The sequence below is a fragment of the Flectobacillus sp. BAB-3569 genome, from assembly GCF_002270355.1.
Classification (GTDB): Bacteria; Bacteroidota; Bacteroidia; order Cytophagales; family Spirosomataceae; genus Flectobacillus; species Flectobacillus roseus.
This window is the reverse complement of sequence record NZ_NJFZ01000003.1, coordinates 334,603-360,295: the sequence shown is the minus strand read 5'-3', so window position 1 is coordinate 360,295 and position 25,693 is coordinate 334,603. Positions and strand designations below refer to the sequence as shown.

35 protein-coding genes and 1 pseudogene are annotated in these 25,693 nt (G+C 38.3%); 33 read left to right on the top strand and 3 right to left on the bottom strand.

Going from position 1 to position 25,693, the window contains the following annotated elements:
* Window positions 1-199: 199 nt before the first annotated feature.
* Together BWI92_RS02505 and BWI92_RS02500 are read right to left on the bottom strand one after the other, a co-directional pair.
* A complete protein-coding gene (locus BWI92_RS02505; protein WP_095160547.1) occupies window positions 200-454 on the bottom strand; it encodes a hypothetical protein in 255 nt (84 codons plus the stop codon).
* 40 nt (window positions 455-494) lie between these two features.
* The gene (locus BWI92_RS02500) at window positions 495-1,145 is read right to left on the bottom strand and encodes a transposase family protein (RefSeq protein WP_095164110.1); all 651 of its coding nucleotides are present in this window, start codon (window positions 1,143-1,145) and stop codon (window positions 495-497) included.
* A 334-nt stretch (window positions 1,146-1,479) separates the two neighbouring features.
* Here BWI92_RS02500 and BWI92_RS02495 point away from each other — a divergent pair, with 334 nt between their 5' ends.
* The 4 genes and pseudogenes from BWI92_RS02495 to BWI92_RS28030 all read left to right on the top strand — a co-directional run.
* On the top strand, window positions 1,480-1,767 hold the full coding sequence (locus BWI92_RS02495; RefSeq protein ID WP_095160545.1) for a hypothetical protein: 288 nt from the start codon (window positions 1,480-1,482) through the stop codon (window positions 1,765-1,767).
* A 62-nt stretch (window positions 1,768-1,829) separates the two neighbouring features.
* Window positions 1,830-2,375, top strand: coding sequence for a hypothetical protein (locus BWI92_RS02490; RefSeq protein ID WP_095160544.1), 546 nt, complete (start codon window positions 1,830-1,832; stop codon window positions 2,373-2,375).
* Window positions 2,376-2,635: 260 nt separating this feature from the next.
* On the top strand, window positions 2,636-3,430 hold the full coding sequence (locus BWI92_RS02485; RefSeq protein WP_141234679.1) for a hypothetical protein: 795 nt from the start codon (window positions 2,636-2,638) through the stop codon (window positions 3,428-3,430).
* A 522-nt stretch (window positions 3,431-3,952) separates the two neighbouring features.
* A pseudogene (locus BWI92_RS28030) lies at window positions 3,953-4,117 on the top strand (IS3 family transposase); the annotation flags it as partial.
* A 219-nt stretch (window positions 4,118-4,336) separates the two neighbouring features.
* Here BWI92_RS28030 and BWI92_RS02480 read toward each other — a convergent pair.
* The gene (locus tag BWI92_RS02480) at window positions 4,337-4,696 is read right to left on the bottom strand and encodes a helix-turn-helix domain-containing protein (RefSeq protein WP_095160542.1); all 360 of its coding nucleotides are present in this window, start codon (window positions 4,694-4,696) and stop codon (window positions 4,337-4,339) included.
* A gap of 217 nt (window positions 4,697-4,913) precedes the next feature.
* Here BWI92_RS02480 and BWI92_RS02475 point away from each other — a divergent pair, with 217 nt between their 5' ends.
* The 29 genes from BWI92_RS02475 to BWI92_RS27180 all read left to right on the top strand — a co-directional run bounded on the left by BWI92_RS02475 (window position 4,914) and on the right by BWI92_RS27180 (window position 25,691).
* Window positions 4,914-5,108: a hypothetical protein gene (locus tag BWI92_RS02475; protein WP_095160541.1), complete on the top strand. Its 195-nt coding sequence runs from the start codon at window positions 4,914-4,916 to the stop codon at window positions 5,106-5,108.
* A 672-nt stretch (window positions 5,109-5,780) separates the two neighbouring features.
* Entirely contained in the window at window positions 5,781-5,942 is a 162-nt protein-coding gene (locus BWI92_RS27190) for a hypothetical protein (protein ID WP_166580400.1), read from the top strand.
* 266 nt (window positions 5,943-6,208) lie between these two features.
* Complete coding sequence (locus BWI92_RS02465) at window positions 6,209-6,736, top strand: hypothetical protein (protein ID WP_095160539.1); 528 nt, start codon at window positions 6,209-6,211, stop codon at window positions 6,734-6,736.
* Window positions 6,737-6,959: 223 nt separating this feature from the next.
* Window positions 6,960-8,294, top strand: a complete 1,335-nt coding sequence (locus BWI92_RS02460; protein WP_095160538.1) for a hypothetical protein — start codon at window positions 6,960-6,962, stop codon at window positions 8,292-8,294.
* The gene (locus tag BWI92_RS02455) at window positions 8,270-8,536 is read left to right on the top strand and encodes a hypothetical protein (protein WP_095160537.1); all 267 of its coding nucleotides are present in this window, start codon (window positions 8,270-8,272) and stop codon (window positions 8,534-8,536) included. Before BWI92_RS02460 ends, BWI92_RS02455 begins: the two co-directional genes overlap by 25 nt.
* Window positions 8,537-8,662: 126 nt before the next feature.
* Complete coding sequence (locus tag BWI92_RS02450) at window positions 8,663-8,902, top strand: hypothetical protein (RefSeq protein WP_095160536.1); 240 nt, start codon at window positions 8,663-8,665, stop codon at window positions 8,900-8,902.
* A gap of 103 nt (window positions 8,903-9,005) precedes the next feature.
* Window positions 9,006-9,311 (top strand): hypothetical protein, encoded by a 306-nt coding sequence (locus tag BWI92_RS02445; RefSeq protein WP_141234678.1) that lies wholly within the window; start codon window positions 9,006-9,008, stop codon window positions 9,309-9,311.
* Entirely contained in the window at window positions 9,308-9,709 is a 402-nt protein-coding gene (locus BWI92_RS02440; protein WP_141234677.1) for a hypothetical protein, read from the top strand. The genes BWI92_RS02445 and BWI92_RS02440 overlap by 4 nt, the downstream gene beginning before the upstream one ends.
* Before the next feature lie 31 nt (window positions 9,710-9,740).
* Complete coding sequence (locus BWI92_RS27185; protein ID WP_166580356.1) at window positions 9,741-9,890, top strand: hypothetical protein; 150 nt, start codon at window positions 9,741-9,743, stop codon at window positions 9,888-9,890.
* 1 nt (window position 9,891) lies between these two features.
* Complete coding sequence (locus tag BWI92_RS02435; RefSeq protein WP_095160533.1) at window positions 9,892-10,305, top strand: type II toxin-antitoxin system VapC family toxin; 414 nt, start codon at window positions 9,892-9,894, stop codon at window positions 10,303-10,305.
* Window positions 10,306-10,488: 183 nt separating this feature from the next.
* Window positions 10,489-10,830, top strand: a complete 342-nt coding sequence (locus BWI92_RS02430; RefSeq protein ID WP_095160532.1) for a hypothetical protein — start codon at window positions 10,489-10,491, stop codon at window positions 10,828-10,830.
* A 535-nt stretch (window positions 10,831-11,365) separates the two neighbouring features.
* The gene (locus tag BWI92_RS02420) at window positions 11,366-12,442 is read left to right on the top strand and encodes a hypothetical protein (protein ID WP_095160530.1); all 1,077 of its coding nucleotides are present in this window, start codon (window positions 11,366-11,368) and stop codon (window positions 12,440-12,442) included.
* A complete protein-coding gene (locus BWI92_RS02415; RefSeq protein ID WP_095160529.1) occupies window positions 12,439-12,861 on the top strand; it encodes a hypothetical protein in 423 nt (140 codons plus the stop codon). Before BWI92_RS02420 ends, BWI92_RS02415 begins: the two co-directional genes overlap by 4 nt.
* Before the next feature lie 4 nt (window positions 12,862-12,865).
* A complete protein-coding gene (locus BWI92_RS02410) occupies window positions 12,866-13,510 on the top strand; it encodes a hypothetical protein (RefSeq protein ID WP_095160528.1) in 645 nt (214 codons plus the stop codon).
* Window positions 13,511-13,512: 2 nt separating this feature from the next.
* Entirely contained in the window at window positions 13,513-14,220 is a 708-nt protein-coding gene (locus BWI92_RS02405; RefSeq protein ID WP_095160527.1) for a hypothetical protein, read from the top strand.
* Between the two features lie 5 nt (window positions 14,221-14,225).
* Window positions 14,226-14,747, top strand: coding sequence for a hypothetical protein (locus BWI92_RS02400; protein WP_095160526.1), 522 nt, complete (start codon window positions 14,226-14,228; stop codon window positions 14,745-14,747).
* On the top strand, window positions 14,734-15,057 hold the full coding sequence (locus BWI92_RS02395) for a hypothetical protein (protein ID WP_095160525.1): 324 nt from the start codon (window positions 14,734-14,736) through the stop codon (window positions 15,055-15,057). The genes BWI92_RS02400 and BWI92_RS02395 overlap by 14 nt, the downstream gene beginning before the upstream one ends.
* Before the next feature lie 3 nt (window positions 15,058-15,060).
* Window positions 15,061-15,324 carry a hypothetical protein gene (locus BWI92_RS02390; protein ID WP_095160524.1) on the top strand — a complete coding sequence of 88 codons (264 nt, stop codon included), beginning with the start codon at window positions 15,061-15,063 and terminating at the stop codon, window positions 15,322-15,324.
* A gap of 13 nt (window positions 15,325-15,337) precedes the next feature.
* The gene (locus BWI92_RS02385) at window positions 15,338-15,610 is read left to right on the top strand and encodes a hypothetical protein (RefSeq protein ID WP_095160523.1); all 273 of its coding nucleotides are present in this window, start codon (window positions 15,338-15,340) and stop codon (window positions 15,608-15,610) included.
* Window positions 15,610-15,846, top strand: a complete 237-nt coding sequence (locus BWI92_RS02380; protein ID WP_095160522.1) for a hypothetical protein — start codon at window positions 15,610-15,612, stop codon at window positions 15,844-15,846. Before BWI92_RS02385 ends, BWI92_RS02380 begins: the two co-directional genes overlap by 1 nt.
* An 11-nt stretch (window positions 15,847-15,857) precedes the next feature.
* Complete coding sequence (locus tag BWI92_RS02375) at window positions 15,858-17,420, top strand: hypothetical protein (protein WP_095160521.1); 1,563 nt, start codon at window positions 15,858-15,860, stop codon at window positions 17,418-17,420.
* Window positions 17,421-17,561: 141 nt separating this feature from the next.
* Window positions 17,562-21,539, top strand: coding sequence for a strawberry notch C-terminal domain-containing protein (locus BWI92_RS02370; RefSeq protein ID WP_095160520.1), 3,978 nt, complete (start codon window positions 17,562-17,564; stop codon window positions 21,537-21,539).
* A gap of 12 nt (window positions 21,540-21,551) precedes the next feature.
* Window positions 21,552-22,571: a hypothetical protein gene (locus BWI92_RS02365; protein WP_095160519.1), complete on the top strand. Its 1,020-nt coding sequence runs from the start codon at window positions 21,552-21,554 to the stop codon at window positions 22,569-22,571.
* A 131-nt stretch (window positions 22,572-22,702) separates the two neighbouring features.
* Window positions 22,703-23,206 (top strand): hypothetical protein, encoded by a 504-nt coding sequence (locus tag BWI92_RS02360; protein WP_095160518.1) that lies wholly within the window; start codon window positions 22,703-22,705, stop codon window positions 23,204-23,206.
* 51 nt (window positions 23,207-23,257) lie between these two features.
* The gene (locus BWI92_RS02355; protein WP_095160517.1) at window positions 23,258-23,710 is read left to right on the top strand and encodes a hypothetical protein; all 453 of its coding nucleotides are present in this window, start codon (window positions 23,258-23,260) and stop codon (window positions 23,708-23,710) included.
* A 52-nt stretch (window positions 23,711-23,762) separates the two neighbouring features.
* A complete protein-coding gene (locus BWI92_RS02350; RefSeq protein WP_095160516.1) occupies window positions 23,763-24,299 on the top strand; it encodes a hypothetical protein in 537 nt (178 codons plus the stop codon).
* A gap of 56 nt (window positions 24,300-24,355) precedes the next feature.
* Window positions 24,356-25,069, top strand: a complete 714-nt coding sequence (locus BWI92_RS02345; protein WP_095160515.1) for a hypothetical protein — start codon at window positions 24,356-24,358, stop codon at window positions 25,067-25,069.
* On the top strand, window positions 25,069-25,533 hold the full coding sequence (locus BWI92_RS02340; RefSeq protein ID WP_095160514.1) for a hypothetical protein: 465 nt from the start codon (window positions 25,069-25,071) through the stop codon (window positions 25,531-25,533). Before BWI92_RS02345 ends, BWI92_RS02340 begins: the two co-directional genes overlap by 1 nt.
* Entirely contained in the window at window positions 25,533-25,691 is a 159-nt protein-coding gene (locus BWI92_RS27180; protein ID WP_176464337.1) for a hypothetical protein, read from the top strand. Before BWI92_RS02340 ends, BWI92_RS27180 begins: the two co-directional genes overlap by 1 nt.
* The last annotated feature ends 2 nt before the right edge of the window (window positions 25,692-25,693 follow it).

The following is a 25,693-nucleotide window of genomic DNA, read 5'->3' as shown; positions in this document are numbered from 1 at the left end:
GTTGTTTTCTCATACTTTTCGGGGCTATATTTATCGAAAGAACTCGTTATGATATTCTTTAAATAAAAGCTATTGTTTTCGAAAACAAACTGGAAAATCTTTTGAACATAATACCTTGACCCATAATCTATTGATACTTCAAAGCCAGCACTTGTTTCTTTAATCCAATTTACGGAGAACCCCTGCGCTACATCAGGAGTTAAAAAAATATTTTACCTTGGGTTACATGATTTTTTTGAATGAGTAATTGTCGTTTGCCAGTCTTATAATCTTTAATGTCCAACAACGTATATTTTAATTTTTTCAAGACGATTATACTTGTATCAGCACTCTTCAAACCATTATTGTTGTTCACTACTGATAGAGAAATACTTGGTGTAAACGTTCCGAAATGCGTATTCAATTGATTATAAGTTGTGAGAATAAAGCTCAAACAAATGCTTAAAGTTATCATGTGATGTTTTTGTATTTTAGAAATTTTGTATTAGACTTTATCACGGTTTATTATTTATTGTTCTGAAAGTAACTCTAAGATTATGTAATCCAACAGCAATATCCATGATTCGATCTAGGATTTGACTGGTTCTCAGGCGTATTTTCTCCTTGACGACTCTTAATCTTTTTACCCCTGCAAAAGCATGTTCTACTCTGACTCTTACTTGGGCAATTGCTTTGTTAATTTGCTTCTGAAGGGTAGTTAATGGGTGGTGTTTTGAGCTTTTATAAGGTAAAATAACATTTTCATTCTCTTTATGAGCCCCTAAAAATCCTAAGTCAGCTATTATCGTTACTGGGGAAGGTTTAAGACTTATTTCATCCCATAAGGTTTTATCATGCAGACTTCCCTCGTAGGTTTCTCCAAGATAATGGATGTAAGTATTGGAATCTGAAAATACTAAGTTTTTTACAGTATGTGTCTTCTTTTTCCCACTATAAAACTCTTTTTGAAGTTCATAGTCTGTACTTCTACTAACCTGTCTTTCAGTGACATCACATAAAATATAATCTAAGTTTTCATCAATAGTAAAACTACCCTGACGCTGAGCTAGAAAGTTTAAACGATCTAAGGTTTCATGTAAAACCACCAAGAGATACTTGATCCATTCACTTACTTTTGACTGGCATATCCCAGAATACTCTGCCATAAAAGATTGACTAGGGTTTTGCTTTAAGTAGTGCAATATGAACTTTAGTTTGGCTTCATTCCCATACAGGCTACTTAACTTAGATTCTTTAACTTGTTTATACTTGCGTAAAGTCCCTTTGAGGGTATAGTTGCTAACTCGTTCCTCCATAAGAGGACAAAAAACTGAATATAAATGTGTGTATTCTCAATGATTAAGTGTAGTTAATGTGTTAATTTTGTTCATGGCTCGTCTTTTTTAGTTTGTTTGGTTTTGCGACTACAAATCTAAAAAATTCAAGCCTTTTTTTATGATACTTCTGAAACCGTGATAAAGTCTAATAGATGATTCAAACATGAGAGTTTTCTGGGATTATTGGACAGACGCAAACAAAGATTTTTCTTTTTTGCTTTATGATGGTGACACTGTACTCGACAATTTGAATTTAGATAATGAGAATTACGATAACGATATAATTGGGATATTAGTAAATGGAAATTTAGAAGTAAATAACATTTATAATTTTGAGTCTGATTACGGTGTTCATTTAGTAGTTCTAGGAGATGTGAGCGCTAAAAACATTATTGTCGCCGGACAAGATATCAATATTAATGGCAACTTAAATGTTGCTGAAGTTTTTTAGGATTTTACAATCACGGGAGCATTTTTGTAGGAGGTGATATATTATCTCCCACAATTATTATCTTGGACTATGGATTTGTAACATTTGGGAAAGCTACTGGAACCGTATATGGTAATGAATGTATTTATTACTCCAACAATACCGACGCACCTGTAACTAGCCTACTTTGTCCTAATCCAGGTTCAAATCTTGAAGATATTTTTGACGATTCAGTGTTTGAGGTTACTGAAATAGATTTTAAGAAAATTGCGCAGAGAGCGGAACAAAATCAACCAATTTTATCAGTTTATTTATTTGATGAAAAAGACGAAATAAACCCTAGTGATGTGAAAAAATGGTTACATCATCCAAAAGTAACTGCAAATATTACCAAATTAAAAAAGTGGGAGATGAACATAACGATTGTTAAGTCTCCCACTTTTGAGTGGATTCTTTCCGAATATGGAGCCACTTACAAACTCATTTTAGGGAGTGACAATGTGACAATTTATTTCAATGACGAAAAGAACCATGACTTTCAAATTGCACAAAAAGGATGTGTTGAATACAGAAAGTTTAAAAGGATATTTGAAAACAAGACAAATAATATTGAATGGTATTTTGAATAAAAATAAACCCAAAAATAGAAGGTAGTCCTACAACTGTAACTCCCAAAATGAAGATAAGGTTAAAAATGTTAGTTATTTGCTGTTGTCCGATATTTACTTTTGGGCAGGCTGTGAGGTCACAAGTAAAATCTCTTGTCGATAGTATCGCTTCATATAACGCGCTGTGCGGGCTATATATCGGAGACACAGATATAAAGTCAAGTCAATGTAAATGTCTAAACCGACTGACAAACATTTCAACTTCCAAAGAGCTTTTGGACTTGACAAAAAGCACGAACACTCTTGTTAAGTGTGCAGCTTTTCAAGCGCTCTGCGCAAAAGACAGCATTGAAATAATTCCAGTATTAAGACTACACCTTTACGACACAAGTTTAGTTTCAGTACGGCAAGGTTGCTTTGGTTGGCGACAAATGACAGGCGATTATTTTCTACAAACATTTTATTACTTTCTGGCAACCAAAGACAGTACCTATTTCGTTAAAAACCATGCAAATCTTGTAGCAATTGATAGCCTATTATTTTACGATCCCAAAATCCGCCTTGCCTATAAAGAAGGAAGAATCAAGGGAACCAATGGCGCCCCCTTGTATTATGATAGGATACGAGATATAGCGCTAAACGAAAGAGTTCCAGTGTCAGTTATAGCGTTGGCTAAATACAAGAAACAACAAGATAAGGAGATTATTGAAAGCTATTTTGCGAATGACAAAACATTATACCATGCAATTTGGGCAGTTAGAGAGTTTCCTGATCCTAAATTTTATCCATTTCTCATTAAAGTTTTTGAGGAAAAATGGAGACATAAACGCTATAGCTACCCCACATGGAGAATACTGTATCAGGCATTAGCCCAGTATCCTAATAACAAAACATTGGCATTATTTGACAAAACTATAGGCACAAGAAACAAATTCAGACGAGAAACATTAGGAATGTATCTTGCAATTGCCATCACAAAATACCCAAATCCTTTGTTTGACAAGTATCAAAACAAAATTCAAGTAGACGACTTTCATAAAGAGTTTTTAAACGAAGAGGCAGATCTGGAGAATTAGGGAAAATACTCAAAGTCGATATTTTTGCGACCAAAGTGTTTGAAAGAGAGGTTTATTTATAAGTGAAATCAGCCTTTATCTGATTTCTGGATAAAATTGAATTACCAGTTCAAGAATTAGTTTTGGACTCACTTTTTTAACAGTTTAATACTGTTTTTACAAAATTCGGTGAAAAAGTCGATACATCTGAATAAAACTTTCTTGTTTTGTCCAGCAATCAGAGCCTTCATTTTTACTTTTAACAATCCTTGTAGCTCTCAATAAGAATTTCAAATCATCATCTATGATTGTAAGAGTCTCCCAAATAGTAAGGATAAAAGCTAGGGAAATTTAATTTGGGCTGTGAAAAGTAGCAAATCTAGTCCAACCGAAATTGCTAAGATTCTTATAGAATTTGAATCTGACAGATCTTTAGAGATGAAAGAACCTATACGGATTGTATCTTCAAAACGAGCAAAAGTAGTTTAGGCTAAGCTACCAATCCATTCAGGATGATTAAATATTAGTGTATGACCTTAATTGAACATATACTTCATGAGTGATGTTTTGAGTAACGGGCGTTCCTTCCGAAGCTTTAATATGATAGATGATTACAATCGAGAAATACTTTTCATAGAAACAGACTACTCGCTCAAGAGTAGTAGGGTGATTTATATTCTTCGCCATTTGGTGAACAAATATGACAAGTTCATGTGACTAGCTATGGAACCGAAGCTTTTCGTGAAGGATTTAGCAGGAATAACGAATATGCTAAAAACAAGAAAAGCGAGCTAAAAAGCTCGCTTGCAAGTCGTTAATAATCACTGCGTAGTCCGTACGGGAATCGAACCTACTTGATACTCAATGGCTTACAAGTCTGAACTTGCAACTGTTAGTAGAAATGTTAGTAAATTGGGCAAAAAAAACCTATGCCACACTTGCCAACACGCCTTGTCTTCTACTAACATACTTAAAATTTCCGCTCTTACTTAGCTGTTCTTCTAATTGATATGCTCTAATCTTCCAATTCTGAGCTTCAGTAGTAGCTTCTTCAACTAATCGCTTCCAAAAACCTACAGGTTCTTCTTTTGTCTCAACATCCAGAAAGTAAGTAATAGGAACACCAAGAATTTCACAAATCTTTTCTAATGTATCAACTCTGGTACTACCTGAATCAATCATTCTTTTTATACCACCTTGAGACATTCCTATTTTTTCACAAAGTTCGACCTGAGTCATTCCTTTTTCTTTAAGAGCTTTCTTTAACTTTTCTGCGAAATTTTTCATAATTGTACCTTTTTAAATGCTTTTGATTAAGCCATTTGACACAAAAATTAAATATTTTAATAAAAATCACACTTTTGTACGATTAATATTTGGATAATAACATTTTTGTACGATATTTGTATTCATAAATCGCACAAAAAACGAATTATATACGAATATAAAACGAAAAGTGCGATTTGTAGTTATTTAGTTCATTAAAAAAATATACCACATATCTATGATTTCGAAGGATGAAATAAAAAAAGCCTATCGCTCGCTGACACGAGTTGACCGAAAACAGATAAAGGATGTTGTATGTAATACTTTTGGATACAAGGAACGAAACTTCCAAGAAAAAATGTCAGGTGAATATAATTGGTCGAAAGCTGAGATAGGAGTTTTGAAAAGTTTACTTGAAATTGATGGCGCATAACAAAGTATTTAGGATTCATAATTATGACAACTTTACATCCTTATACCCTTAAAAAATTGGAGGTGAAAAACATTAAGTTCACTCAAATTCTTAAACCTTAATTGTATGAATGATTTTCTTGTACTAATGTTTTTTTCCGTTGTATTAGCGATAGCGTCTATGACATTTGATAAGAAAAAGCCAAAGTCATACGATAACAGCGGTGAAAGTTATGATTGCAATTGCCAACAATGTAGATACTGCCCAAAAGGCAAATGATGGTTTAGAACTCTATTGCTTGCACGGTAGGGAATGTATTTCCCTACTGTTGCCTTTGAGAGTTCACAAAAAAATTCCCCTACACTGTTCAGCATAGGGGAAACAAAAAAGTCAAATATGAAGATTTTTTTTGTAAAAACTGCTTGTAAAACAACCAAACAGATAGCCCTATAAATAGAGCTTTCAAAAGATTCTTAGTGTTTTTACTCAGTTTTGAGAATACGTCAGAGTTTATCAGCAGACGTATCAGTTGCTGAACGATGGATAGTTCCATAGTTGTTTCTAGGAAGACTTCTATGGGGTGGGGTTTAGAGTGGTATTTATTACTTCCACCCCCTGTCTTCCCTACTAAGTTAAGAATTTTATTTGCTTGGATTAATAGTTCATTACGTTCATTTAACCCTCTATTACACCATGAATATACCCGAATTAGTTCGCTCTTTGTCCGCTGATCCACTTATGCAGTTTATACTTGCAATGTGTTTGGGTGCTTTTTTGATTGCGATGTTAGGTGAAGTACTTAATCGCTCTGAGTTTTTGAAAGATTTACTTTACGGAAAGGATACCGATGAGTAAGCATCCCAACAAGTTGGTATTCGACTCATGAGTTGATTTTTACTTAATTTTGTCATTTTCAACTCTAATATTAAACTCATGAATAGCGACTTTCACATTTATGCTGGCTTCGTAATCGGAGGATTACTCATGGCTTGGTACTTTAAGAACAATCGAAGACCACCTACTAACTGTTTGTAAAATGTCTGTTTTAGTTGATTTAGTTTGTTTGGTTGTATTTGGGATGTGGCTCTACGAAAGAGCCACTGACAAGATTCCTTAAACCTATGAAACGTCCGAATATCCTCAACAAAGTCTATGATGCCATGTGCTTTCGTGACCAAGAACTCTTTAGAAAAAAGCTTATTGAGATTGGGCTAAACTCTAGGGTTTTTCACGAAAATTATAAGCTTGATACTTGTAAAATCAATGTCATGGACTTATACGACATCATGGTGGAAATTGTCGCTAATCATAGGCAGTACGAGCATCCCTACTTTGTCCTGCAAGATTGGCTCAAAGGAAGAAGTAGACCAAGAATCCCAAATGTTGTCGTACAACCGATGGTCAGTCCAGAGCGACCAAGAGCAACTAGACAGATTGAACTGGAGCAAATCATAAAAGAGGTAAAGGATGAAAGAAGAGAAAAGTGTGTAGACCTCTCAGATCAGATCGCTAAAAGAATCATGATGGGTACAACCCTTCAAATTTTCTTACTAAAAGATGGTCGTTCTATTCGACTCGACCCACGAAAAGAGTATCATTATCAAGAATCAAACGGTGGATATATCCTTGTTCCACCAACTGAGTGTTAGTTTATTTAGAAAGAGAGTTGGGACAACCCCATTCCTTTATGAGTGGGGATTGTTTACCGACGTATAACCAGTAAAGTTATCATTACAAAGTCTGTTTTGGAAGGGATTTTCGTCCTTGAAAGTCCTCAGAGTTCGACTCTCTGGCAGAAACAACGGGAAATAGCGTAGTGATGATTCTAAGCCCTGACAAGCGAAGTTTTGTCACTACATACCAAAAACAAATATGAGAATTGAAAAAACGTTTAGTCACCAATTTGGACAGGTAATCGAAAGGTATCATGCTTTTGCGAAAGAGCATAACGATGTACAATTCGTTACCAAAAGCACCATGTTGCGTGAGCCACATCTATCAAAATTGAAATCTATTGCACACTTGTACCTCAAGCAATTTTGGAACTGTATGAATAGTCCTCTGTGGGCTGATTCTGACCGTGTGCCCTTGTTACATATTACTCGTTGGGATTTGGCAAACCTTTGTGGTTGCAGCCGCAGGGCTGTACAAGACCATTTGGCACGTCTAAGCACCTTCGGGGTCATTACTGTAGAGGAGTTTGAAGAAGGTAGAGTTAATGGCTACAAGATAGCTTTAAACCTCTGGTTATTGCTTGGAATCGACCAATTCAAACCAAAAATCCAAAGCTGGTCAGAAAAGCCAACTACCATTTTGAAAGCCTTTTCCCTCTCAGAGGTGCAAACTTTGCCACACTTAAGTAACCAAATAGAAAATCTATGTAATTCATATATAGCGGAAGATGTGGAAAACCTATCCCAAGAAAGACACCAAGAAAATGGCCAAGAAAAACAAGAAATAGCCCAAAACCTTGTAAATGACCAAGAAAACTGCCAAGAAAAAAACACGGGGGGCGCCGAAAATTCTTTTATCAGTTCAGACGAACGTTTTGAAGCTTACCGCAAAGGCACTCTAAACAAGATTCGCTACCAAAATGCATCAAAACCAGAGCCAAAGGGCTTAACTGACCTTGAAAAGGCTACGATTGTAAACAACTTCTGGAAATATGTGAAAGATGTGTTCTACCCACAACGCAACTATACCCCAATTGAGTCCGAAATCAAGAAAGTTATTCACAGAGATGTGTTTAACGGGTTCAAAAACCAGAATCCAAAGGAGAATACCTTCGAATTCTGGCAGATTTATAGCATGACCCTCCAGTATTGGGCGGATAAAAAGCAAGCTTTTGACGCTCGTAAGGACAGAGAGGCTTATCACCCAACAAAATACTTCTCGAAAGACTACGGAACACATCAAAAACAAGGATTCTTGGTAGTGCTACAATGGGCTAAAAAAGCCGAAAAGTCACTCAGAGAGATAGAATTCGAAAAAGAGCTTGAGCGTGCCAAATTGACTATGATGCAATACCCAATGACAGGTGTTGTACCACGTGGACAAGGGAATAAAATCAAGGATATTACCCAATTAGCCCAATATTACAGTCGCAAATTGAGTGTAAAAACCAACAGCGACTATGTACAAAAATTCAACTACTTCCTAAAAACAACTAACTTTCTAAGACCATGCAATCAACATCAGCACCAGTAGTGAAATGGAAACTAAAGTACATCTTACCCAATGGAGTATGGCTTCCAATCAAAGGAGCATCCGATTTAATCATCTTCGGTAGAAATAGTTCCGAACGCCTCAAAGCAGCCTGTAAGCTTGTGAGCGGTTTTAAAGACCCGATAGATAATGCTTATATCTACGAGGTAGGATACAATGGCAAAATGATTGCCCAATACGACAAGACATTGAAAAGGTTCTTAATGTGCGACTCGCAAAATTGATAGCAAATTGAAAGACCAGGGAATTGATGCAGCTCTCTTTTAAGCAAATTTTGATAGCAAAATTTAAGGCAGCTCACACCGATCAAACATCGCTCAGGCAAAAGTTTACTCTAAATTGATAGCAAAATGAAATTTCAATCTCAAAACACCTTGATTGTCGGAATACTCACACTTCTGGCGATTGCAGCTTTTTCTCAGAAAGAACCACCACCAGTGAAATACAAGCACATTCTACCCTATCAACAGATACAACATGGAATATCTTTGGTAGAAATTGATAGTTGCGAATACATCCTTGTGGTGATCAACTACAACATTCAACTTACGCATAAAGCCAACTGCAAAAACAAAGCTCATAAACTCTAATCATGGAAAAACGTAAAGAACACCTAGAAGTCGAGCTGCTGGCAGAAACAGTCGCAAACGTGTTTACCGCATTTTTAGTCATCATCTTTTTAATCCTATCAAAATGAAGCAATTCTCAACAATGACCCTCCGTGGGTTAGACAACGATGAAAATGCAGACTTGGTCGAAATCATGAACCAAGTTATGCAGAAGGAAAACATTAAAACTGGACAATCTGTCTTTGAGTTTATCTTAAGAGATTACAGAGAGAAAACAGAAGAGTTACAAGGGCTTAGGCAGACTTACAATTCCCACCGACACAAGTCCAACAAAGAAATAGAAGAATTACAGACTGAGAACAAAAAGCTCAAGCAAGCTATCAAGGGATTTTGTCAATTTATAGAGGTTGCTAACCAATTGGACACATGATAAATCTAATCACCATCGAAATAGACCTTTTTGAGTATCAACTTCTCAGACAAGTCACATTCAGACAAAACGTTATGGTTACGTCCCACTTTAAAATACACAAATCGTACACTATTGCTCCCGAAATCATTGTTGCAACACTTTTTGATTCAATATTTCAAGTTTCTGCTGAAAATTTGAAATTGTCCAAGGCTGGCATCAAAAAGATTAAGCTTCACTATTATCAAGCTCAGGCACTTTTTAGTATTTTAGGACTCTATACTACCAACGAAGTACAATTTATCAGAGATAAATTAGACCAAGGATTAACGAATTGGGTACCTAAAAAATCCTCCGATAGCCGTGAAGAGTTCTATGAATTTATATACAAGTTAGACAACGACTTTGTGATTTTCTAGCTATATTTGTTTAACTAAAACGATTTCCGACATGGCAACTAAAACGATTCAAACACCTGCTACTAGAAGCCCTAAAATTAGATACAAAGGTATTTTAGAGCCTCACGAACTAATGACTCCAGAAGAGCGCAAAAAGTTTGTTGAGAAAAACAGAACCCAAGTGGTTATCAAAAAATCTTAGCATGACATACCTACTCGATAGTAACATATTGATTTTTTGGATTAATAAAGAGACTGTAGAATTATCCAAAGAACAGCAAAAAATACTAACCTACCCTAGCAGCCAATTATACATTAGTAATGCCAGCTTGCATGAGATTGCCATTAAGGTTAGAAAAGGGAATAACCCTTTCAACATCCCCTACAAAGATGCCATCAAAGAGTTACTAAAAAGGGTACAAGTATTACCAGTCAAAAACGAGCATATCAATGAAATCTTGAACGTACCAAAGGTCTTTCCTAAGGCAAGTAGTTCAAAACCTCATGGAGATCCATTTGACTTACTTATCATCGCACAGTCAATCTATGAAGATATGCCAGTTTTAAGCACAGATGCTTATTTCCCTTTTTACCCAAAACTCAAGGTTATAAATTAGCAAACGCCCCATAATCATTTAGGTTGTGGGGCCTTTGTGTGATGTAAGGGTAGTTATATTAGCGTAAAAAACTTCAAGATTAAGAAACTGATTTTAATCAATTTTGGATATTACAGAGTTTGCGTAATAGAATAATTTAGTATATTTATCACATGATTAATTCCTTACATCAACAATACTATTATGGATATACCTGAATTATTCATTAGTTATGACAATTACAACTTTTATTATTCAGAGCAGGTTTACTTAGCTGAATCCTTAAAAAATAAGTCTTATTTTTTTCTGGAATCTACTGATGATATACTTCAAAAAAGTCTGCACCAGTTGGATTGTGAAATTTACAGAGCTTCAGCAGAATATTATCAGAAAGCCAAGAGTAATAAAAATAGGGAGATATTAGAGCAAATAGTTTTGTTATTAGGCTTGTCTTCTACCATCAATATTAAAGAGTTTTCAGACTCAGATGTGATTAAATACATTGATAACCTACGAAGTCAATATGATTTGTTACATTCAAATTAAGAGCAGCTTTTCCTGTAAATAAATTATTGAGTAGCAAAGCACTACTTATTTTGTATTAATCTTACATTCATTCATCAATAAAAGTTAAGAACATAAAACGCCCACCAATTGTGAATTGGTGGGCGTTTACATTTATCAGTAGTATTTAGAAGAGAGCTTTGTTTTACGACATTGACACTTTCCAAGCTTTGGCACAATCTGCAAAGGTGACGTATGCACAACCTGTTGCCTTTTTACCTCTCTAATTTTCTTTGCCGAATATTCCTTTGTCCAGCCCATGAGTTGAGCGATGCTTGCAGAATTAACTATCGTAGAAGCTCCCATAATAAATCCAATGTTTTCGTTTTAGGTTTTCATACAAATTTACTAAAAATCACTTGTGCAAAAAAGAGATAAAAACGGATATATACGGACAAAATCGAATGTGCTCGCATGAAAACATCATGTTTTCGTCAATAGCCTACTAATTTCATGATGAAAACACCGATGAAAACAAACGAAAACATCGGTCTTGATTCATGAAAACATTGAAAACATGGCTGAAAACATTGCACGTACCGTCCAGATTGGAGCAAGAGTAAGACCTGAAATTGCTGACTGGCTAAGAAGCTCTCAAAACACTAGTGATTTCCTTAACGAGATTCTTGAAAAGACTTTTGCAGGCAATACACCTAAGCATGAAAACACTGTTTTCATACACCTCACACCTGAGCAGCTTCGTGAACTTGATACCCTACTCGAAGAAAATACTGAGCTGAAAACTCATGAAAACATTATTCAGTCTGCCTTGGCTCACTATGTTTTCAATGGTCTAACATTTGGCTTATACGAAAACGATGAGCGCCTACTCACCCCTGAACGAGAAGTCGAAATCCGAGCACAGTTCCAAACCTTGTTGGATGAAAACATCAATCCTCTAAAGGATGAAATCATTCAATTGAAGCATGAAAACAAACGATTGCTGGACGAAAACAATGTTTTCAGAAATCATGAAAACATTGAAAACAATCCTGTTTTCATCAAGCTTAAAAGTGAAAACATTGCTTTACAGGATGAAAACAAACGGTTGATGGACGAAAACAATGTTTTCAAGAATCATGAAAACATCAGTACTGAGTTTGAAAACATTGAAAACAACTCTGTTTTCATTCAGCTTCAAAGTGAAAACATTGCTTTACAGAATGAAAACAAACGCCTGATAGAGGAAAACAATGTTTTCAAGAATTATGAAAACATCTGCACTGAGTCTGAAAACATTGAAAACATTGCTTTACAGGATGAAAACAAACGGCTGCTGGACGAAAACAATGTTTTCAAGAACCATGAAAACATCACCACTGAGCCTGAAAACATTGAAAACAGCCCTGTTTTCATTCGACTACAAAACGAAAACAAAGCGCTTCAACTTGAAAACATCCGTTTACGTGATGAAAACAACGAAAACACCATGCTGGATAAGTTCAAGACTTTTAAGCTGGCTAACGATGCGGGTCTCAATAACCTGATTGCTGAGGCAGTTCGATTCTCTGAGCAGAAAGCTTTTGTTCGTATCGGAGCGGGTGTATGGAAGAAACACTATACCAAGGGCTTTGAAGAAATCTCTCAACCATGAAACAAATACTCGCTACACTCACCCTAGACACCAAGGGACAAATTGTAAGCTATCAGAGTCACGGGGAAATGACGCTTGAAGAATTTCAAGCTTTTTCCGAAGAAGCTCTATCATTACTGGCCAAGAAAAAAACTTATGATGCTGCCGTTATCAACAACGAACTCAAACTCGATATGATTGGAAAATACATGACCGCAATGGGTTGTTTTAGAGCCGATGGAGCGATTGATTTTGAACCCGCTTTTCGTCCTGTTTTCGAAAAACTAATCATCGAATGGGAAGAACGAAAAACCTTGATGGGAAAAGTCAAAGCCCAACTAAAGGCAGGTAAAAAGAAAGTAGCGTCCTTCTTTGTTAACCTTGGCATCAAGTACGCTGGCAAGGGTCTAGCAAAGGGAGTCCAATACGTAAAAAAGTAGCACCATGAAATTCTCAGAAAGACTAAAATTAATATCGGAGGGTGTGGAAATGGGCAACTCCATCCTCACGGGAATGAGTTCACCACCTGAACGTGTAGAAGAGCCTCCTGCACCTAAGCTAGTGGAAGGGCTATTTGACAACCCCTTCAAGCCTCAAACCGTAGCACAACAGGTTGTAACACCCCAATACGTACCCAGCTACGACCAAGTGATTTTGGAAGGAAATGCAGAACTGGAAACAGAACTAATTTTCTCCTACGTAAAAACGGGTACAGGCGTGCTACGAAATATCGTGGCAGAGATGTCGACCGAAAATGGCGATGAAAAACTGGTCGAAGATTTTGAGGCGAACCTTATTCCATTGAGTGACGAAGTCAAAGCAGCCCAGAAGCGAGTGGAGCAAAAGAAGAAAATCCAACAAGATGAAGGATTGGAAGACACCGAATCTATTCGAAAGTTTGTCAAGCTGGTGATTCTCGAAGATTTGAAGAAAAAGGCACGTGAAGGCAGATACAGACTCCCTAGTAAAACCGCCATGATTTACGATTTGGTGGTACTCATGGGTTCAAATATCATTGCGCATCATCCGCAGGCTCTTTCAAACTTCACCATAAAAGTAGTCAAGAAAATCAAAGCCAAAATCACCTAGATATGAATCCCAAAGGAAACGTTTGGGGCTTCTTTGGTACACGAAACACAGGAAAGACCTACGAAGCCTTACAACTCTCACTCGATTTTCGAGTCGGAGCCTTCAAAAATAACCCTAAAAGAATCATTGTCTTTGACCATTCGAATAACTCCAGCTACAAGGAAATCACCAAGGTGGTAACATTTGAAGATTTGGAAAGACCCATGCCCAAAAATGCAGTGGTTAAGCTTCAGTCTGATGATTATGACAAGTTTTCGTACTACTGTAGCCATTATCTCAAAAATGCGGTGGTCATCTACGACGATGCAGGTTCATTCTTTGGATCAGGTGCGATGACAAAAGCACAAAAGCAGCTTTTGAAAACACCAAAAAATAACGGCTTAGAGCTACTTCTACAATTTCACTTTTTTGGAGGTACAGAGGTTTCTCCAGACCTACTGAAAATGATGAATATGCTGGTCTTGAAAGAAACAAGTGATGATTTCAATGACCTCCCCACGAAGGTTCAACCGAGAAAAGAGATTGCCTATTTGATGTATGACATTGCTGTTCAAAATACGGAGCTTCCTGAAAACAAGAAATGGACAACGAGATACTTCGACAAAGAGGAATATCGGGTAGGCGTGCGTAACACCGAACAAGTGGAATGGATAGATGGGAAAAAGTACTTTCCTTTTGCACAACAGAAACTAGAATTTAACCCCAAATAGCACCTATGTTAGATTTTGAAGATGAATCAGAGAATGCCAACTACGGATTAATTGTAAAGTTGTTTTTGATCATTTGCGCCATTGTTGGCATGGTGATACTAGGCATGACCCTTCTGATGAAAAAAAGGACTGAAAAGAACCTTTCAGATAATACCACGGTAGTTGAAGAACCTACAGAAAGCCAGAATACCACAATAATGCCCATCAAACTGGATAAATCAGAATTGAATGAGGTGGTAAGTGAGCATTTTGAATTGGAAGAACCTAAAATTGGTTTCCAACAAGCCAATGAGGAATCAGTGGAGCTACGACAACAGTTTGAGGATACTATCAAGATTGATTCTGTGATTTTGTATGAGTTAGTTCAAAAACACTTTGGCAAGCCATTCAAGGCACTTCACAACCACGAAATAACTGAGTTGGTACACAGTATCAATCAAGATAAGAAAATCTACGAGAGCCTAGATATTGACTCACAGTTCGCAATTCTCAATTGGAAAACCTTAGAAAACAATGACCCTTCGTGACACCTTAGACCTAGTATTCCTATGTATAATTTTCTATGTCGGGTTTCAGACCCATCGCAAAAAAGTCAAGCAACAAAAGCTTCAGCTAGAGACAGAGGTACGTAGCTTTAGAAACATGGTGATGATGCAAACCACCTTTTTGAAGTTCCAATACTGTCTGGCTATCCAAGCAAAAAGAGAAGTCTTACCGCCACTCGACTATTTTAGGGAGCTACCCGACTTTCACACCATGCTCAAAAGAAATGAAACGCCTGAACTTGAACAGTATTTCTCAGAGCAAGAAATCAAAGACTTTTTACAACCTCTTTAAACCATGTTTACAATAAACCTATTACTCATTCTTTTGGTGGTCTTTTGTCTAGGAGCAATAGTAAGAACCTTGATTCAGAGAAGAGACCGCTACAAACAAACCTCCAACGCTCAAACTATGCTAGCACCACAAATGCAAGACACCATGCAAGCCTATTGCGACAAGCAGCAATTAAACCTCAATCCAGAACTACAATTAGGTAGAGGCATCACCAGAAAAGAAGTCAAAGAATTACCCCTTGGCTTTACACCGATTTTGAAAAAATAACCCCTAAAATAAAATGGCAAAAACGAAAATTGATTTATCAGTAGACTTCAAAGGACTTGATGGTAAGCCTCTTGAAGGAGGTAGTATTGGCAAAGCACTTGCTGAAAGAATTGCTCAATCGAATACTAAGGATAGTCCCAAATTGATGCTGATTGCATTTGACCTCTATTCTGACAAACCCGTTGAACTTGACAGTGTAGACTTAGCATTGCTACGAAAATTCGTAGAAGATGATGCTGCTATGACGAATTTGTTCAAATACAGAATCCTAGAAAAACTAAAATAATGAAAATCTATCCACCTTCAACACTAACCGATATTTGCAAAGAGTTAAACATCACCAAAGGTCATGAAAAGAAACTCAAAGCTGATGTGAAGTATCTTCTTTCGTGTTTGAAGGTGGATGCTCATAAGGAGAAGTTAAAAACATTGGGCTTTGACCCTGATAAACCTGCTTTACGTAAAAAATTGCCTTATCCTGCCATAGAGTATATCTACAGAGAAGTATTTAGAGTCCACTAATTTAGAAACATTTGAAAACTTCATCCTTTTTCGAAAATCCTACCAAACATGACCGTATCATTCATGAAAACCCCAATGTACAACAACTTGCCAGCTTAATTGCTAGTCAATACATACCTAAAGCCAAGGTACAAACCAAAGCGTTTGCCCAAAGATTTAAGTCTCAATCGCACCAAGATTCTGTTAGAGCTCTGTATGACTTTTGTAGAAAAGAGTTCAAATACCAATACGATGGCTATCCTGACTCAGCAGAAATCATTCGTTTACCCAATGCCTCATGGGCTGACAGACATACAGGAATAGACTGTGAAGATTTTGTCATTCTCTTAGGTGGAACACTACTAAATTTAGGGATTCCATTTAAAGTTCGTCTGGCCACGTATACTTCAGAGAGTACGTCTCATATTTATCTGGTTGTTTTGCTGGATAAACCCATTATCCTTGACCCGTGCAATCCCGTTTTCAACGCAGAGGAAGCTGGTATTTTTACAGATTTTGAAGTAACTCAAACTATCCAAAGCATAGGCAAATTGGTTATTGACCATTCGCTTCAATATGTACAAGCCATCGAGCAAAGACTCAAAGAAGGTCAAAAGGATAGTAAAACCACTTCTCAAAAACTAGCAAGCCAATTTGGTATCACCAACCAATCAGAGGTCAAAGAACTTACTGAATTAGCCATTGTTCGCACGGCAAGGGAATACGCTCATGCCAATACTAGCATTTTAGAGCGCTACTTGAGCATTGTTAATCTCTACAAAAACCAAGTTCGGCTCAATCACCGTACCTCTGAGAGTATCATGCTCCAGCAATACTCCACTCCAGCGCCTATTGCATTTTTGATGGGTATTTGGTGTGGAATTGATGACCCAAACAAACAAGGTTTTGAACCAAGTGCAGGAAACGGACTTCTGACCATTGCCGCAGAGCCAAGACAGTTTATTGTTAACGAAATCTCTGAGCTAAGATATAAGAATCTACTGACCCAAGGCTTTAAGTTAGTAACGAAGAATGATTCCTCTTTAAAGATGCCAGCGTATCAACGTAGCTTTGATGCCGTTATCTCTAATCCTCCCTTTGGATTACTTCCACAACGAGTAAATGTGGGTCCTATCAGAGTACATAAACTTGACCATTTGATGGCATTGTATGCGCTCGAAACCATGAAGCCAGAAGGTAAAGCTGCTTTTATCCTTGGTGGACATACTCATTACAATGCTCAGGGATTGATTGCTGGTCGAAATCGTGGGAATCATGCCGTGGGCGACCGCTTCTTTTTTAACTACCTGCACCACCACTATAACGTTGTTGATGTAATTAGTATCGATGGAGAGCTTTACGCTCGCCAAGGAACACAATTTGATGTGCGTGTGGTCTTAGTCGATGGTGTCAAAAAAGAACCTTCGGGTTTTGCCCCAATGGCAGAAGAAGTCAATCAAACCGTGGTCGATACTTTCGAAGCGCTTTATGAAAGATTTATGACTACTTATCAGAAAGGAGAAAGAAAGCCTACGGAATTAATCAAAATCAAACTACGATTACTCAAGCTCAAAGCACTGGCATTAGCCATCTGATAGCAAAAAAATACAAGAGCTTTATTGATCAGCTCCTGATATCTACAAACCCTTATTGATTTTGATAGCAAAATCCGCTTTTCTCCTGGTCTTTTTCCAGCTGCAGAAGCTCATTTTGCTATCAAAATAAACACCTCTACCATGATTAAATTGTTTAAATCCAAAAAGAAGAAAGTGGAAGGATTAGGCGAAATGTATCGCCCCGCTTCCAAAATGAAGTCTCTTTCCGTTGAAACCCCCGATTCTATGTTTTTTGAAGGACAAATCGCCCTTTCTAAACTCAAAGAATATCTTCGAAATGAGTATGGCAACGAAATGACGGTTGATGAATACGTCAAGATGCACCTACGCTACAAATCACTCGATGAACTCTCGAATGCACTGGCGGCTGAGCAGGTCGATTCTGTAGCATTGGCTATTTATCAAGTCGAAAAAGGCAAAGGAATCATTATCGCCCACCAAACAGGCATTGGAAAAGGTCGTATCAATGCTGCTATGATTCGATATGCCTATCACAAAGGCAAAAAGCCTATTGTTATCACCGAAAAGCCCTCTTTGTTTACCGACCTATATCGTGACCTTATCGGGGTGGGTATGGAAGATGGTTCTCAAAAGCTGGAAATCGCCATTGGTCAAGTCGAGCAGAAAATCAAATATGACTCTTGGGATGAATTGAGCGAAGAAGAGAAAAGTAGCTACGAAAACAATCCCGAAAACTACGAAGCTTTTAAAGAGCAGAACCCCACGAAAAGCGTGTTTAAATACAAACGAAACACGGCGGATTATGACTTGTCAAAGGGTAAACATATTAGACCCTTTATTGTCAATACGAGGGATGCTGATTCGCATATCAAGGACGATTTAGGCAATATTATTTACAAAGCCCCTGAGAAATTAGAACAAGATGGAGTCATTGACTCAGGTGTTTTACCCGATGAATATGACTTTATCTTAGCCACCTATTCACAAGTAGCTACAGGCAATAAGATTATCTGGAATGGGGGTAAAAAGAACGTTATCAAGGGTAAAAAGGCTAAATTCCTGTACGAACAGGCAAAAGGCAATATCTTGATTTTGGATGAATCTCACAATGCCTCAGGGGGAAGCTCGTCTACGGGTATCATCATGCGAGAGATTGTCCGTGAATCTAAAGGTACTATTTTCCTTTCTGCCACTTTTGCAAAACGGAGTGAAAACATGGCTCTGTATGGTTTGAAAACTGACCTTAGTGAAGCCAATATGTCCTCCGAGCAAATGGCTAATGCCGTAGAAATGGGTGGTGTCGCTTTGCAAGAAATCATCTCAGCCAACTTGGTAAGTGAAGGGCAGCTCATTCGACACGAAAGAGGTATGGCTAATACAGGCGCTATTGTGAACTGGATTGTGCTAGATAAATCCGCTACCAGTTTTGGCATGAAGGATTATTCTACCTTACATCGAAAGATATGTGACAACATCACCGACATCATGCAAATGATTGTTGCCTTTCAGCGAAACTATGTCAAGGGCACGGTAGAAAACATGAATCAAACCTTGCGTGATGAACAAGGTGAGGTAGCGCTGGCCACTGGTACCGCTGATTTAGGAGTGCGCAACGCTCCATACTTTTCTAAAGTCTTCCAAATTGTCTCACAAATGCTGTTGGCTATCAAAGCTGATGCTGTGGCAGATAGAGCCATTCAACGACTTAAAGAGGGCAAAAAGCCTGTCATAGCCTTTGCCAATACGATGGAGGCTTTTGTCAAGGAACTTGATATTGATTCGACTGGCAAGGTAAATACCGATTTCTCACAAGTATTAACTAGAGGTTTAGAAGGAGTCCTTAGAATCCAAATCAATGACGGTTGGGGCAAAAGACATTTTGAGAAAATCGAACTGGATACCTTAGGAAGTAATGCAGTTTTTGAATACAACTATATCTTGAGTAGAATCAAAACTATTCAAACGGGTGTGATGATTTCACCGATTGATTATGTCAAACAACGCATTGAGGCTGAGGGCTACAAAGTTGGAGAGGTGACTGGTCGCAATTTAGAGGTTATCTACGAAAGTTTACCCAAAGGTTTAGGGAGAATGAGTGCTGCTGTCACGACGGGTCGAGTTCAAACTAGGCGCAAAGAAAATGCGGCTGATACCTTCCAGAAGTTTCAGGACAATCAAATTGACTGCTTGATGATTAATCAAAGTGGTTCAACAGGAAAGTCCGCTCATGCCATTCCTACGAAGAAAGTACCAGCCAATGAGGTAAAGCAACGAGTCATGATTGTCTGGCAACCAGAGCTTGATATTAACACCGAGATTCAAAAACGTGGTCGTATCAACCGAACGGGTCAAATCTTGCCACCGATTTATGACTATCTCAGTTCTGATATTCCCGCAGAAAAGCGATTAGTAATGATGCTCAAATCAAAGCTAAAATCTTTGGATGCCAATACCACTTCGTCACAAAAGACCTCTAAAGACCTGATTCAATCTGAGGACTTTTTGAATAAGTATGGTGACATCGTCATGAAAACTCTGATTGAGGACGATAAGAATGAGGATTTAGAAAAGAGTTACTACACTCGCTTAGACCTTCAACGCTATTTCTATGATACTCAACATGGTGATGAAGATGCAGAACAGACGAATGCAAAGTCCGAAAAGTATATTGAAAATTTAGCCAAAAGCGTTTCTGGTCGAGTAGCCTTACTCAATACCAAGGAACAAGAAAAGTTCTATGCGGATATGGTCAAAAAGTATCAAGCCTTTGTAGAGCTTAAGATTGCCTTAGATGAATATGACCTTGAAGTCGAAACGATGGACTTAAAGGCAGCTAGTATCGAAGAGCCTAATATTGCAGTCCTTGGCAAAAGCTTTACAGATTCGCCATTTTCGGGACCTACCTACGTGGGCTTGTATGAAATTAACAACCTAAGAAAACCCTACACGGTCACAACGCTCCAAGAAGAGCTTAAAAAGCGTGAAAAGGTACAAAAGGATGGTATCAAAGAGGTTGTCTTGAATTTATTAGAGCAACAAACACAATCCAGAATCACCAGAGCACAAACGGACTATGAGAAAGACAAAGAAATGACGATTTCATGGTTTGAGGCGCTTAAAAATAAGACCGAGGAACAGCAGCAAAAGCTACAAACCAAGCTTCAAGAACTCATTGAAGAACGCGAGGAAGCCATTGCATATCATAGTTCAGGGAAAGAAGGGAACAAACGAGCCTATGCAGAACTACTTGACTTTTTCAAATTAGGAAGGCTTTTGTATGTTCCACAATCCGACAATAGTTATGTCACAGGGGTATGTTTGGGTGTAAAGCCATACGAAGATGGTCAAATACAATTAAACACCTTTGAGATTGACATAGCCGTCTCCAATGGCGTCAAAAAGCAAACCTTTGGCATCACAGGCAATGATTTTGGCAAGCTCTCAGGAATTATGAGCCAATCGAAGTTTTTGTCCAATGATAATGTGTTGGAACAATGGCAAAGAGCAATTACCTCACAATCCAAAGACCGTGTTTCAGCTTTGATTGTTACAGGAAATATCCTTCAAGCCTATACCAACGATAAGTTTGCCAAAGGTCGTTTGATTGATTTTACCATGCAAGATGGCAGCGTAAAGAAAGGCTTATTGCTCCCTAGTTCATATCTGAGGGAATCTAATTGGAAAAGCAATACTGCTAATGTCATTGCACCACTAACGGTAGCAGTACCCATCATTCGAAGTAAAGGTCAGGTATCGACTAGCATTGGAACAACTTTCTTTAGGCAAAGTGGCAAGTTTAGAATGATTACTGCTTTATCTAAAAGCAAGGGAGGCGATGTTTACACCGATGCAGAACTACTCAAATACGTAGATGGTGGCAACTTCAATTCGGTATCGAGTACGATGGTAGGTATTGTCGATGATTCAAACTTGGAGGCAGTCTGTAGAATTTTGACCGAGCGTTTTGGAGCGTCAGTTAACCTAAGTGCTACCGATTTTAAAATGATTCAAGATTCTGTGAATGCTCAGGTACAACAAAGTTCTAGCGAAGACTCAGACAAACAGAAGTCCATGCGCCTGATTAAAATCAAGCTTCAATTACTCAAACTCAAAGCACAAGCATTAAACTTAAACTAAACCTAATCAACCATGAAAATTACCGTTAGCAATTACGCTTCAAAGCGTTCAGAGCTTTTAGAAAACTCAAACAAGAAATTAGTCGAAATCGTAGAAGGACTTTCGACCGATACCGTAGAAGTATATGGTCTTGACCCTGAAATTGACGAGTCCATTGATGTGATTTTGGAACAAATCAATAAAGCGCTCGATGCTCAAGCCAAACCTAAGGAGGAACCCGAAAAGCCCAGTCCCAAAGAAGTAAAGAAAATATCAAAAGCAAAGTCCCTACTAGGTATCTCCAAAGACAATAAAGAGAAGGGAAAAGCCTTTGCCAAGTCAAAGCAAAAAAAAGTAGCTCCCAAACCTGCATCAACAAGTAGACCAGCCTCAATTAAAAAGCTCTTCAAAGGCACGCTAGATGAAGGCGATATCGTAAAGGATCAGGAGTTAGATAAAACACTCAAAGTTAAAAGCGTTAATGGGAACAAATTTGAAGGCGTACTTATAGTCGATGATACCAGAGAAGCCGTAGTGATAAAGCCCATACAAAAAGTAAAAGCCAAAGAGGTTCATCTTAAAAGTCCTTTTGAAGAAGGGCAATTGGTGAAAAGAGGTAAACTACTATTTCTCGTAACCAATGCAAAATCAAACACTGTTTCATTAGAGGAAATTGATGGAAAGATGCTCAAGAATCAATCCATTGAAGGCTTTAAAGCTGCCCCAATCGCTTTGCTGGACGAAAGAATTAGTAAAACCAAGGCCAGTATTCGTGAACTTGAAAAGAAGATAGAAACTGAATCAGAGGCTCTAAGAAAGCTTTATAAAATCAGCTCAACCACCTTGCAAGAAATCAGAGGGATGGGACGCTTAGGAACAGATGCAGAAACCAAGTTCAAGGAGGCTCAAGCACTCACGTATCAGAAAATGGTACTGACCTCCATTCACAAAAAGGATAGGCGAGCCTTGAAGCTTATCGCTAAAAAGTCCAATATCGAATGGGAGTCCTTAGGTAAAATGCCTAAACGCAAGAAGTTCTTAGGACTGTTTTAGGCTCAACTTGTGTGGTAGTAGGCACGAATACTCCTTACTACCACCATATTACCACCAAAGCCTTAAAAAGCCATAGTAACTTTGTAGCTGCAAACAAGGAAAAATCAACCTAGCAACAAAACCTATTTATCATGTCAAACATTATTGATTTAAACCCAAGTCAGGAAAGTACACCGCCGTCTAAGAGTGTGAAGTACAACCTCAAAAACGGTGACAAAGATGTCAAAGTCTGCCTTATGCCTGGTCTTCGCTTAGGCAATGTTTTGAATGGTCGCTACGTAACCGATGGGACGTTCAAAGCAGTCGATAACGATTCCGAAATCACGGCAACACCTGAAGAGGGTATTCTCTTAGACCACGTACAGGATTTTGATTACGTGTATCCGCCGACCATTGAAAGTATTCGTGTCAATGTAAAGTCTGAATTGAACCAGCTCGCTCAAATGAGCCAAAAATTAGAAGTAAACACTACTTCTCGAAAAGGTATAGCTACCTCACGTGTGATTGAAGCTAAACACGAAGGTGGTGATTACTTTATCTATCATGTCAACGAGCAGATCACTTTAGACAAGCATATCATCTTACCGCTTTTAGCTTCTATTTCGGTAGACATTGAAGTAAACTATGCTGAGTAAGAGTTAATCCTCTTTGTTTCGTTTCAGGTTCTCATATTATCTCTATTCAACATGAATTTCGCAAAACAGTATCAAAATGGTGATATTATCGCTAGTGTCAACTACAACGATGGTATCACCAGAAACATCAAAATCTTTCGGCATTTGGGTTTAACCTTTGCCTGTATTGAAGCCAGTAATGCGCCTGACAAGCTGATTCCAGTAGGAAAAGAGTACTTTGTTCATGCTACCATTGTCCCAAAATTGAGTATTCTCAATGGGTTTAACTCAGAACACACATCCTTGTTAGCTTCGGATGCAGACTTGGTGGCAGTGGGTCTTAAAACAGGTACAACACCCATGCAGTACACCCAACAAAACTTAGTGGATTTTCCAACGGAAGGTTATGTTGAGCCAGCACCAGTAACCATCGAAAATGAGTTAGTTATTAGATTGATGGCTTACTCGAAAAAGCTTCAGAACATTCTTGATGCTCGCAAAATCCCCTACGAGGGCTTTAATTAAACCCAATCAATTTCAATTTTCCTTTAAACTCCAAACCTCTTAACTCAAGAAAATGGCATCTATTATCAATATCCATGCACATGGTGCAATCAAACAAGGTGACGTAATTTTCGCATTCAAATTCGGCGAATCAGGTACGTGGACTTTAGCGCTTTGTGAAATCAACTCACAAAAAGTCCTTTTTGCCAAACATAGCAGCGGTGGCAACTTTGAACCAATGTACCTATCTAAGCTGGAAGGTTCGGGTTGGTTCAATGAAACTGGTATCGCAGAGTATGCCAAAGCCTTGAAACCTTTTGCCTTGCCAGAAACGCAAACCGTAGGAATGGCTTATGTGACAGCCGACAAGGAAATCGGTTTGTATGCAGATGGTAAAGGCGCCATTGCCAATACGCCGTTTGTCGCAAAAGACGCTACCGACGTCATCAAAGAAGTCTTGGGTGGTTCTACCGTAAGTGCATCTACCGAAGGTTCTCCAGAGGCCGCCACTCCATTTTATAAAAAGCCGCTTAACTATGTGTTGGCTGGTTTAGCCGCTTTGGCTGCCTACTTCGCTTGGAAGTCTTTTAGCAACGAGGACGAAGACTAATATAATCATCCTAGACAGCCTATGTTGATAGGCTGTCTGGTCTTAAATCAAACACAATGGCAATTGATATCAAAAATGTCCGTATAGGAATGTCCGTTAAGGCAACATCCCCTAAATACGGTTACGTCAAGTTGTATGATACTGCCGATTGGGATGAAGATAATCCAAGCAAGATTGACTTTGGTGGCGTAATTGGTAAGATGAACAATGGGCTTCAATTGGGAATTATCCAAGATGTCTATGAGGATACTAAACTAGCTTTAGTGCAGTTGTACAAACCTATTTTGTATATGCTGAAATATCGTACCAACGCCATTGTTCCTTTGTCTGACCTAACCACTATTTCAACACCAACCGTCGTTTCTGGAACGAAAAACTACTATTGCACAGGTGATAGTGTCAGAATCAGAACGGGAGCTTCCTTAACCTCAGCCATTAAATCAGCCGTTAATAAAGGTAATTTGATTGGTCAGTCCGATGGTAAAAGCGTCAATGGCTTTTTGAAGTTCAACTTGGCAATGGGTGGTGTGGGTTATGTAGCTGTCCAATATTGTTCGACCGTCAAACCAGTCGTCAATCAACCTGTGAAAAAGACTGTCACCAAAACAGATACCACCACTGGAAAAACCAAGGATGTTGTAGTGACCCAAGTAAACACAGGCGAAGGCTATACAGTCAAGGAAGTCATCATCAAAGGTGCAATCGGTGCAGTAGCAGGCTTTTTAGCGATTAAACTAATCGGAAAACTCTTTAAACTCAAAGGTGATTAATGAAAGCACTAAGCCTAGCATGGGGAACTTTCCTCAAGGTGGTCAACAAGCTCACCTCTTCGAGTGTATTTTGGTACGTGGTCTTTGGAGCAGCTGCATTTTATGCCTATAAGCGATTGACAACGCCCAAAGAGGAAACATTTTTGGAGCTGCCTCTCCCTAATTCTGGTTCAGGACTCCCCAAAGACTGGAATCCTAACCCATTGGTAGAAGAATTCCATGCCTACTTTGACTCATGGTTTGGCAATAGTGATGATTTGAGAGATGCCTATATCAAAGCTCTTTCATTGACTAATGACCAATTCCATCTCCTTGTTCAGACCTATAATGCCAAATACGGCAAAAAGGATGCGGCAACCCTTTGGACTAGAGTCACAAGCTGGAAGAAGATTCTCTTTTCATGGAATGGCGACCAGCAAGCTCGAATGGAACAGCGCATGATTGCCCTAAAACTTAACTACTAATGAACAACCAAAGTGGATTATTAGGCAATCTAGGTACAGCCAATATCAATGTACAATTTGATGTGCCTAGTTCCTTAAAACTTGGAGCTACTGCCCTAGGGGCTGGTACACTCCTGATTCTTATCTCAATCTTTTTGAAAAAGTGGATTAACAACTAATA

Bases quoted from the DNA above. Each gene is read 5' to 3' on its own strand.
- BWI92_RS02505 (WP_095160547.1), bottom strand. From the start codon at position 454: ATGATAACTTTAAGCATTTGTTTGAGCTTTATTCTCACAACTTATAAT.
- BWI92_RS02500 (WP_095164110.1), bottom strand. From the start codon at position 1,145: ATGGCAGAGTATTCTGGGATATGCCAGTCAAAAGTAAGTGAATGGATC.
- BWI92_RS02495 (WP_095160545.1), top strand. From the start codon at position 1,480: ATGAGAGTTTTCTGGGATTATTGGACAGACGCAAACAAAGATTTTTCT.
- BWI92_RS02480 (WP_095160542.1), bottom strand. From the start codon at position 4,696: ATGAAAAATTTCGCAGAAAAGTTAAAGAAAGCTCTTAAAGAAAAAGGA.
- BWI92_RS02475 (WP_095160541.1), top strand. From the start codon at position 4,914: ATGATTTCGAAGGATGAAATAAAAAAAGCCTATCGCTCGCTGACACGA.
- BWI92_RS27190 (WP_166580400.1), top strand. From the start codon at position 5,781: ATGAATATACCCGAATTAGTTCGCTCTTTGTCCGCTGATCCACTTATG.
- BWI92_RS02465 (WP_095160539.1), top strand. From the start codon at position 6,209: ATGAAACGTCCGAATATCCTCAACAAAGTCTATGATGCCATGTGCTTT.
- BWI92_RS02460 (WP_095160538.1), top strand. From the start codon at position 6,960: ATGAGAATTGAAAAAACGTTTAGTCACCAATTTGGACAGGTAATCGAA.
- BWI92_RS02455 (WP_095160537.1), top strand. From the start codon at position 8,270: ATGCAATCAACATCAGCACCAGTAGTGAAATGGAAACTAAAGTACATC.
- BWI92_RS02450 (WP_095160536.1), top strand. From the start codon at position 8,663: ATGAAATTTCAATCTCAAAACACCTTGATTGTCGGAATACTCACACTT.
- BWI92_RS02445 (WP_141234678.1), top strand. From the start codon at position 9,006: ATGAAGCAATTCTCAACAATGACCCTCCGTGGGTTAGACAACGATGAA.
- BWI92_RS02440 (WP_141234677.1), top strand. From the start codon at position 9,308: ATGATAAATCTAATCACCATCGAAATAGACCTTTTTGAGTATCAACTT.
- BWI92_RS27185 (WP_166580356.1), top strand. From the start codon at position 9,741: ATGGCAACTAAAACGATTCAAACACCTGCTACTAGAAGCCCTAAAATT.
- BWI92_RS02435 (WP_095160533.1), top strand. From the start codon at position 9,892: ATGACATACCTACTCGATAGTAACATATTGATTTTTTGGATTAATAAA.
- BWI92_RS02430 (WP_095160532.1), top strand. From the start codon at position 10,489: ATGGATATACCTGAATTATTCATTAGTTATGACAATTACAACTTTTAT.
- BWI92_RS02420 (WP_095160530.1), top strand. From the start codon at position 11,366: ATGGCTGAAAACATTGCACGTACCGTCCAGATTGGAGCAAGAGTAAGA.
- BWI92_RS02415 (WP_095160529.1), top strand. From the start codon at position 12,439: ATGAAACAAATACTCGCTACACTCACCCTAGACACCAAGGGACAAATT.
- BWI92_RS02410 (WP_095160528.1), top strand. From the start codon at position 12,866: ATGAAATTCTCAGAAAGACTAAAATTAATATCGGAGGGTGTGGAAATG.
- BWI92_RS02405 (WP_095160527.1), top strand. From the start codon at position 13,513: ATGAATCCCAAAGGAAACGTTTGGGGCTTCTTTGGTACACGAAACACA.
- BWI92_RS02400 (WP_095160526.1), top strand. From the start codon at position 14,226: ATGTTAGATTTTGAAGATGAATCAGAGAATGCCAACTACGGATTAATT.
- BWI92_RS02395 (WP_095160525.1), top strand. From the start codon at position 14,734: ATGACCCTTCGTGACACCTTAGACCTAGTATTCCTATGTATAATTTTC.
- BWI92_RS02390 (WP_095160524.1), top strand. From the start codon at position 15,061: ATGTTTACAATAAACCTATTACTCATTCTTTTGGTGGTCTTTTGTCTA.
- BWI92_RS02385 (WP_095160523.1), top strand. From the start codon at position 15,338: ATGGCAAAAACGAAAATTGATTTATCAGTAGACTTCAAAGGACTTGAT.
- BWI92_RS02380 (WP_095160522.1), top strand. From the start codon at position 15,610: ATGAAAATCTATCCACCTTCAACACTAACCGATATTTGCAAAGAGTTA.
- BWI92_RS02370 (WP_095160520.1), top strand. From the start codon at position 17,562: ATGATTAAATTGTTTAAATCCAAAAAGAAGAAAGTGGAAGGATTAGGC.
- BWI92_RS02365 (WP_095160519.1), top strand. From the start codon at position 21,552: ATGAAAATTACCGTTAGCAATTACGCTTCAAAGCGTTCAGAGCTTTTA.
- BWI92_RS02360 (WP_095160518.1), top strand. From the start codon at position 22,703: ATGTCAAACATTATTGATTTAAACCCAAGTCAGGAAAGTACACCGCCG.
- BWI92_RS02355 (WP_095160517.1), top strand. From the start codon at position 23,258: ATGAATTTCGCAAAACAGTATCAAAATGGTGATATTATCGCTAGTGTC.
- BWI92_RS02350 (WP_095160516.1), top strand. From the start codon at position 23,763: ATGGCATCTATTATCAATATCCATGCACATGGTGCAATCAAACAAGGT.
- BWI92_RS02345 (WP_095160515.1), top strand. From the start codon at position 24,356: ATGGCAATTGATATCAAAAATGTCCGTATAGGAATGTCCGTTAAGGCA.
- BWI92_RS02340 (WP_095160514.1), top strand. From the start codon at position 25,069: ATGAAAGCACTAAGCCTAGCATGGGGAACTTTCCTCAAGGTGGTCAAC.
- BWI92_RS27180 (WP_176464337.1), top strand. From the start codon at position 25,533: ATGAACAACCAAAGTGGATTATTAGGCAATCTAGGTACAGCCAATATC.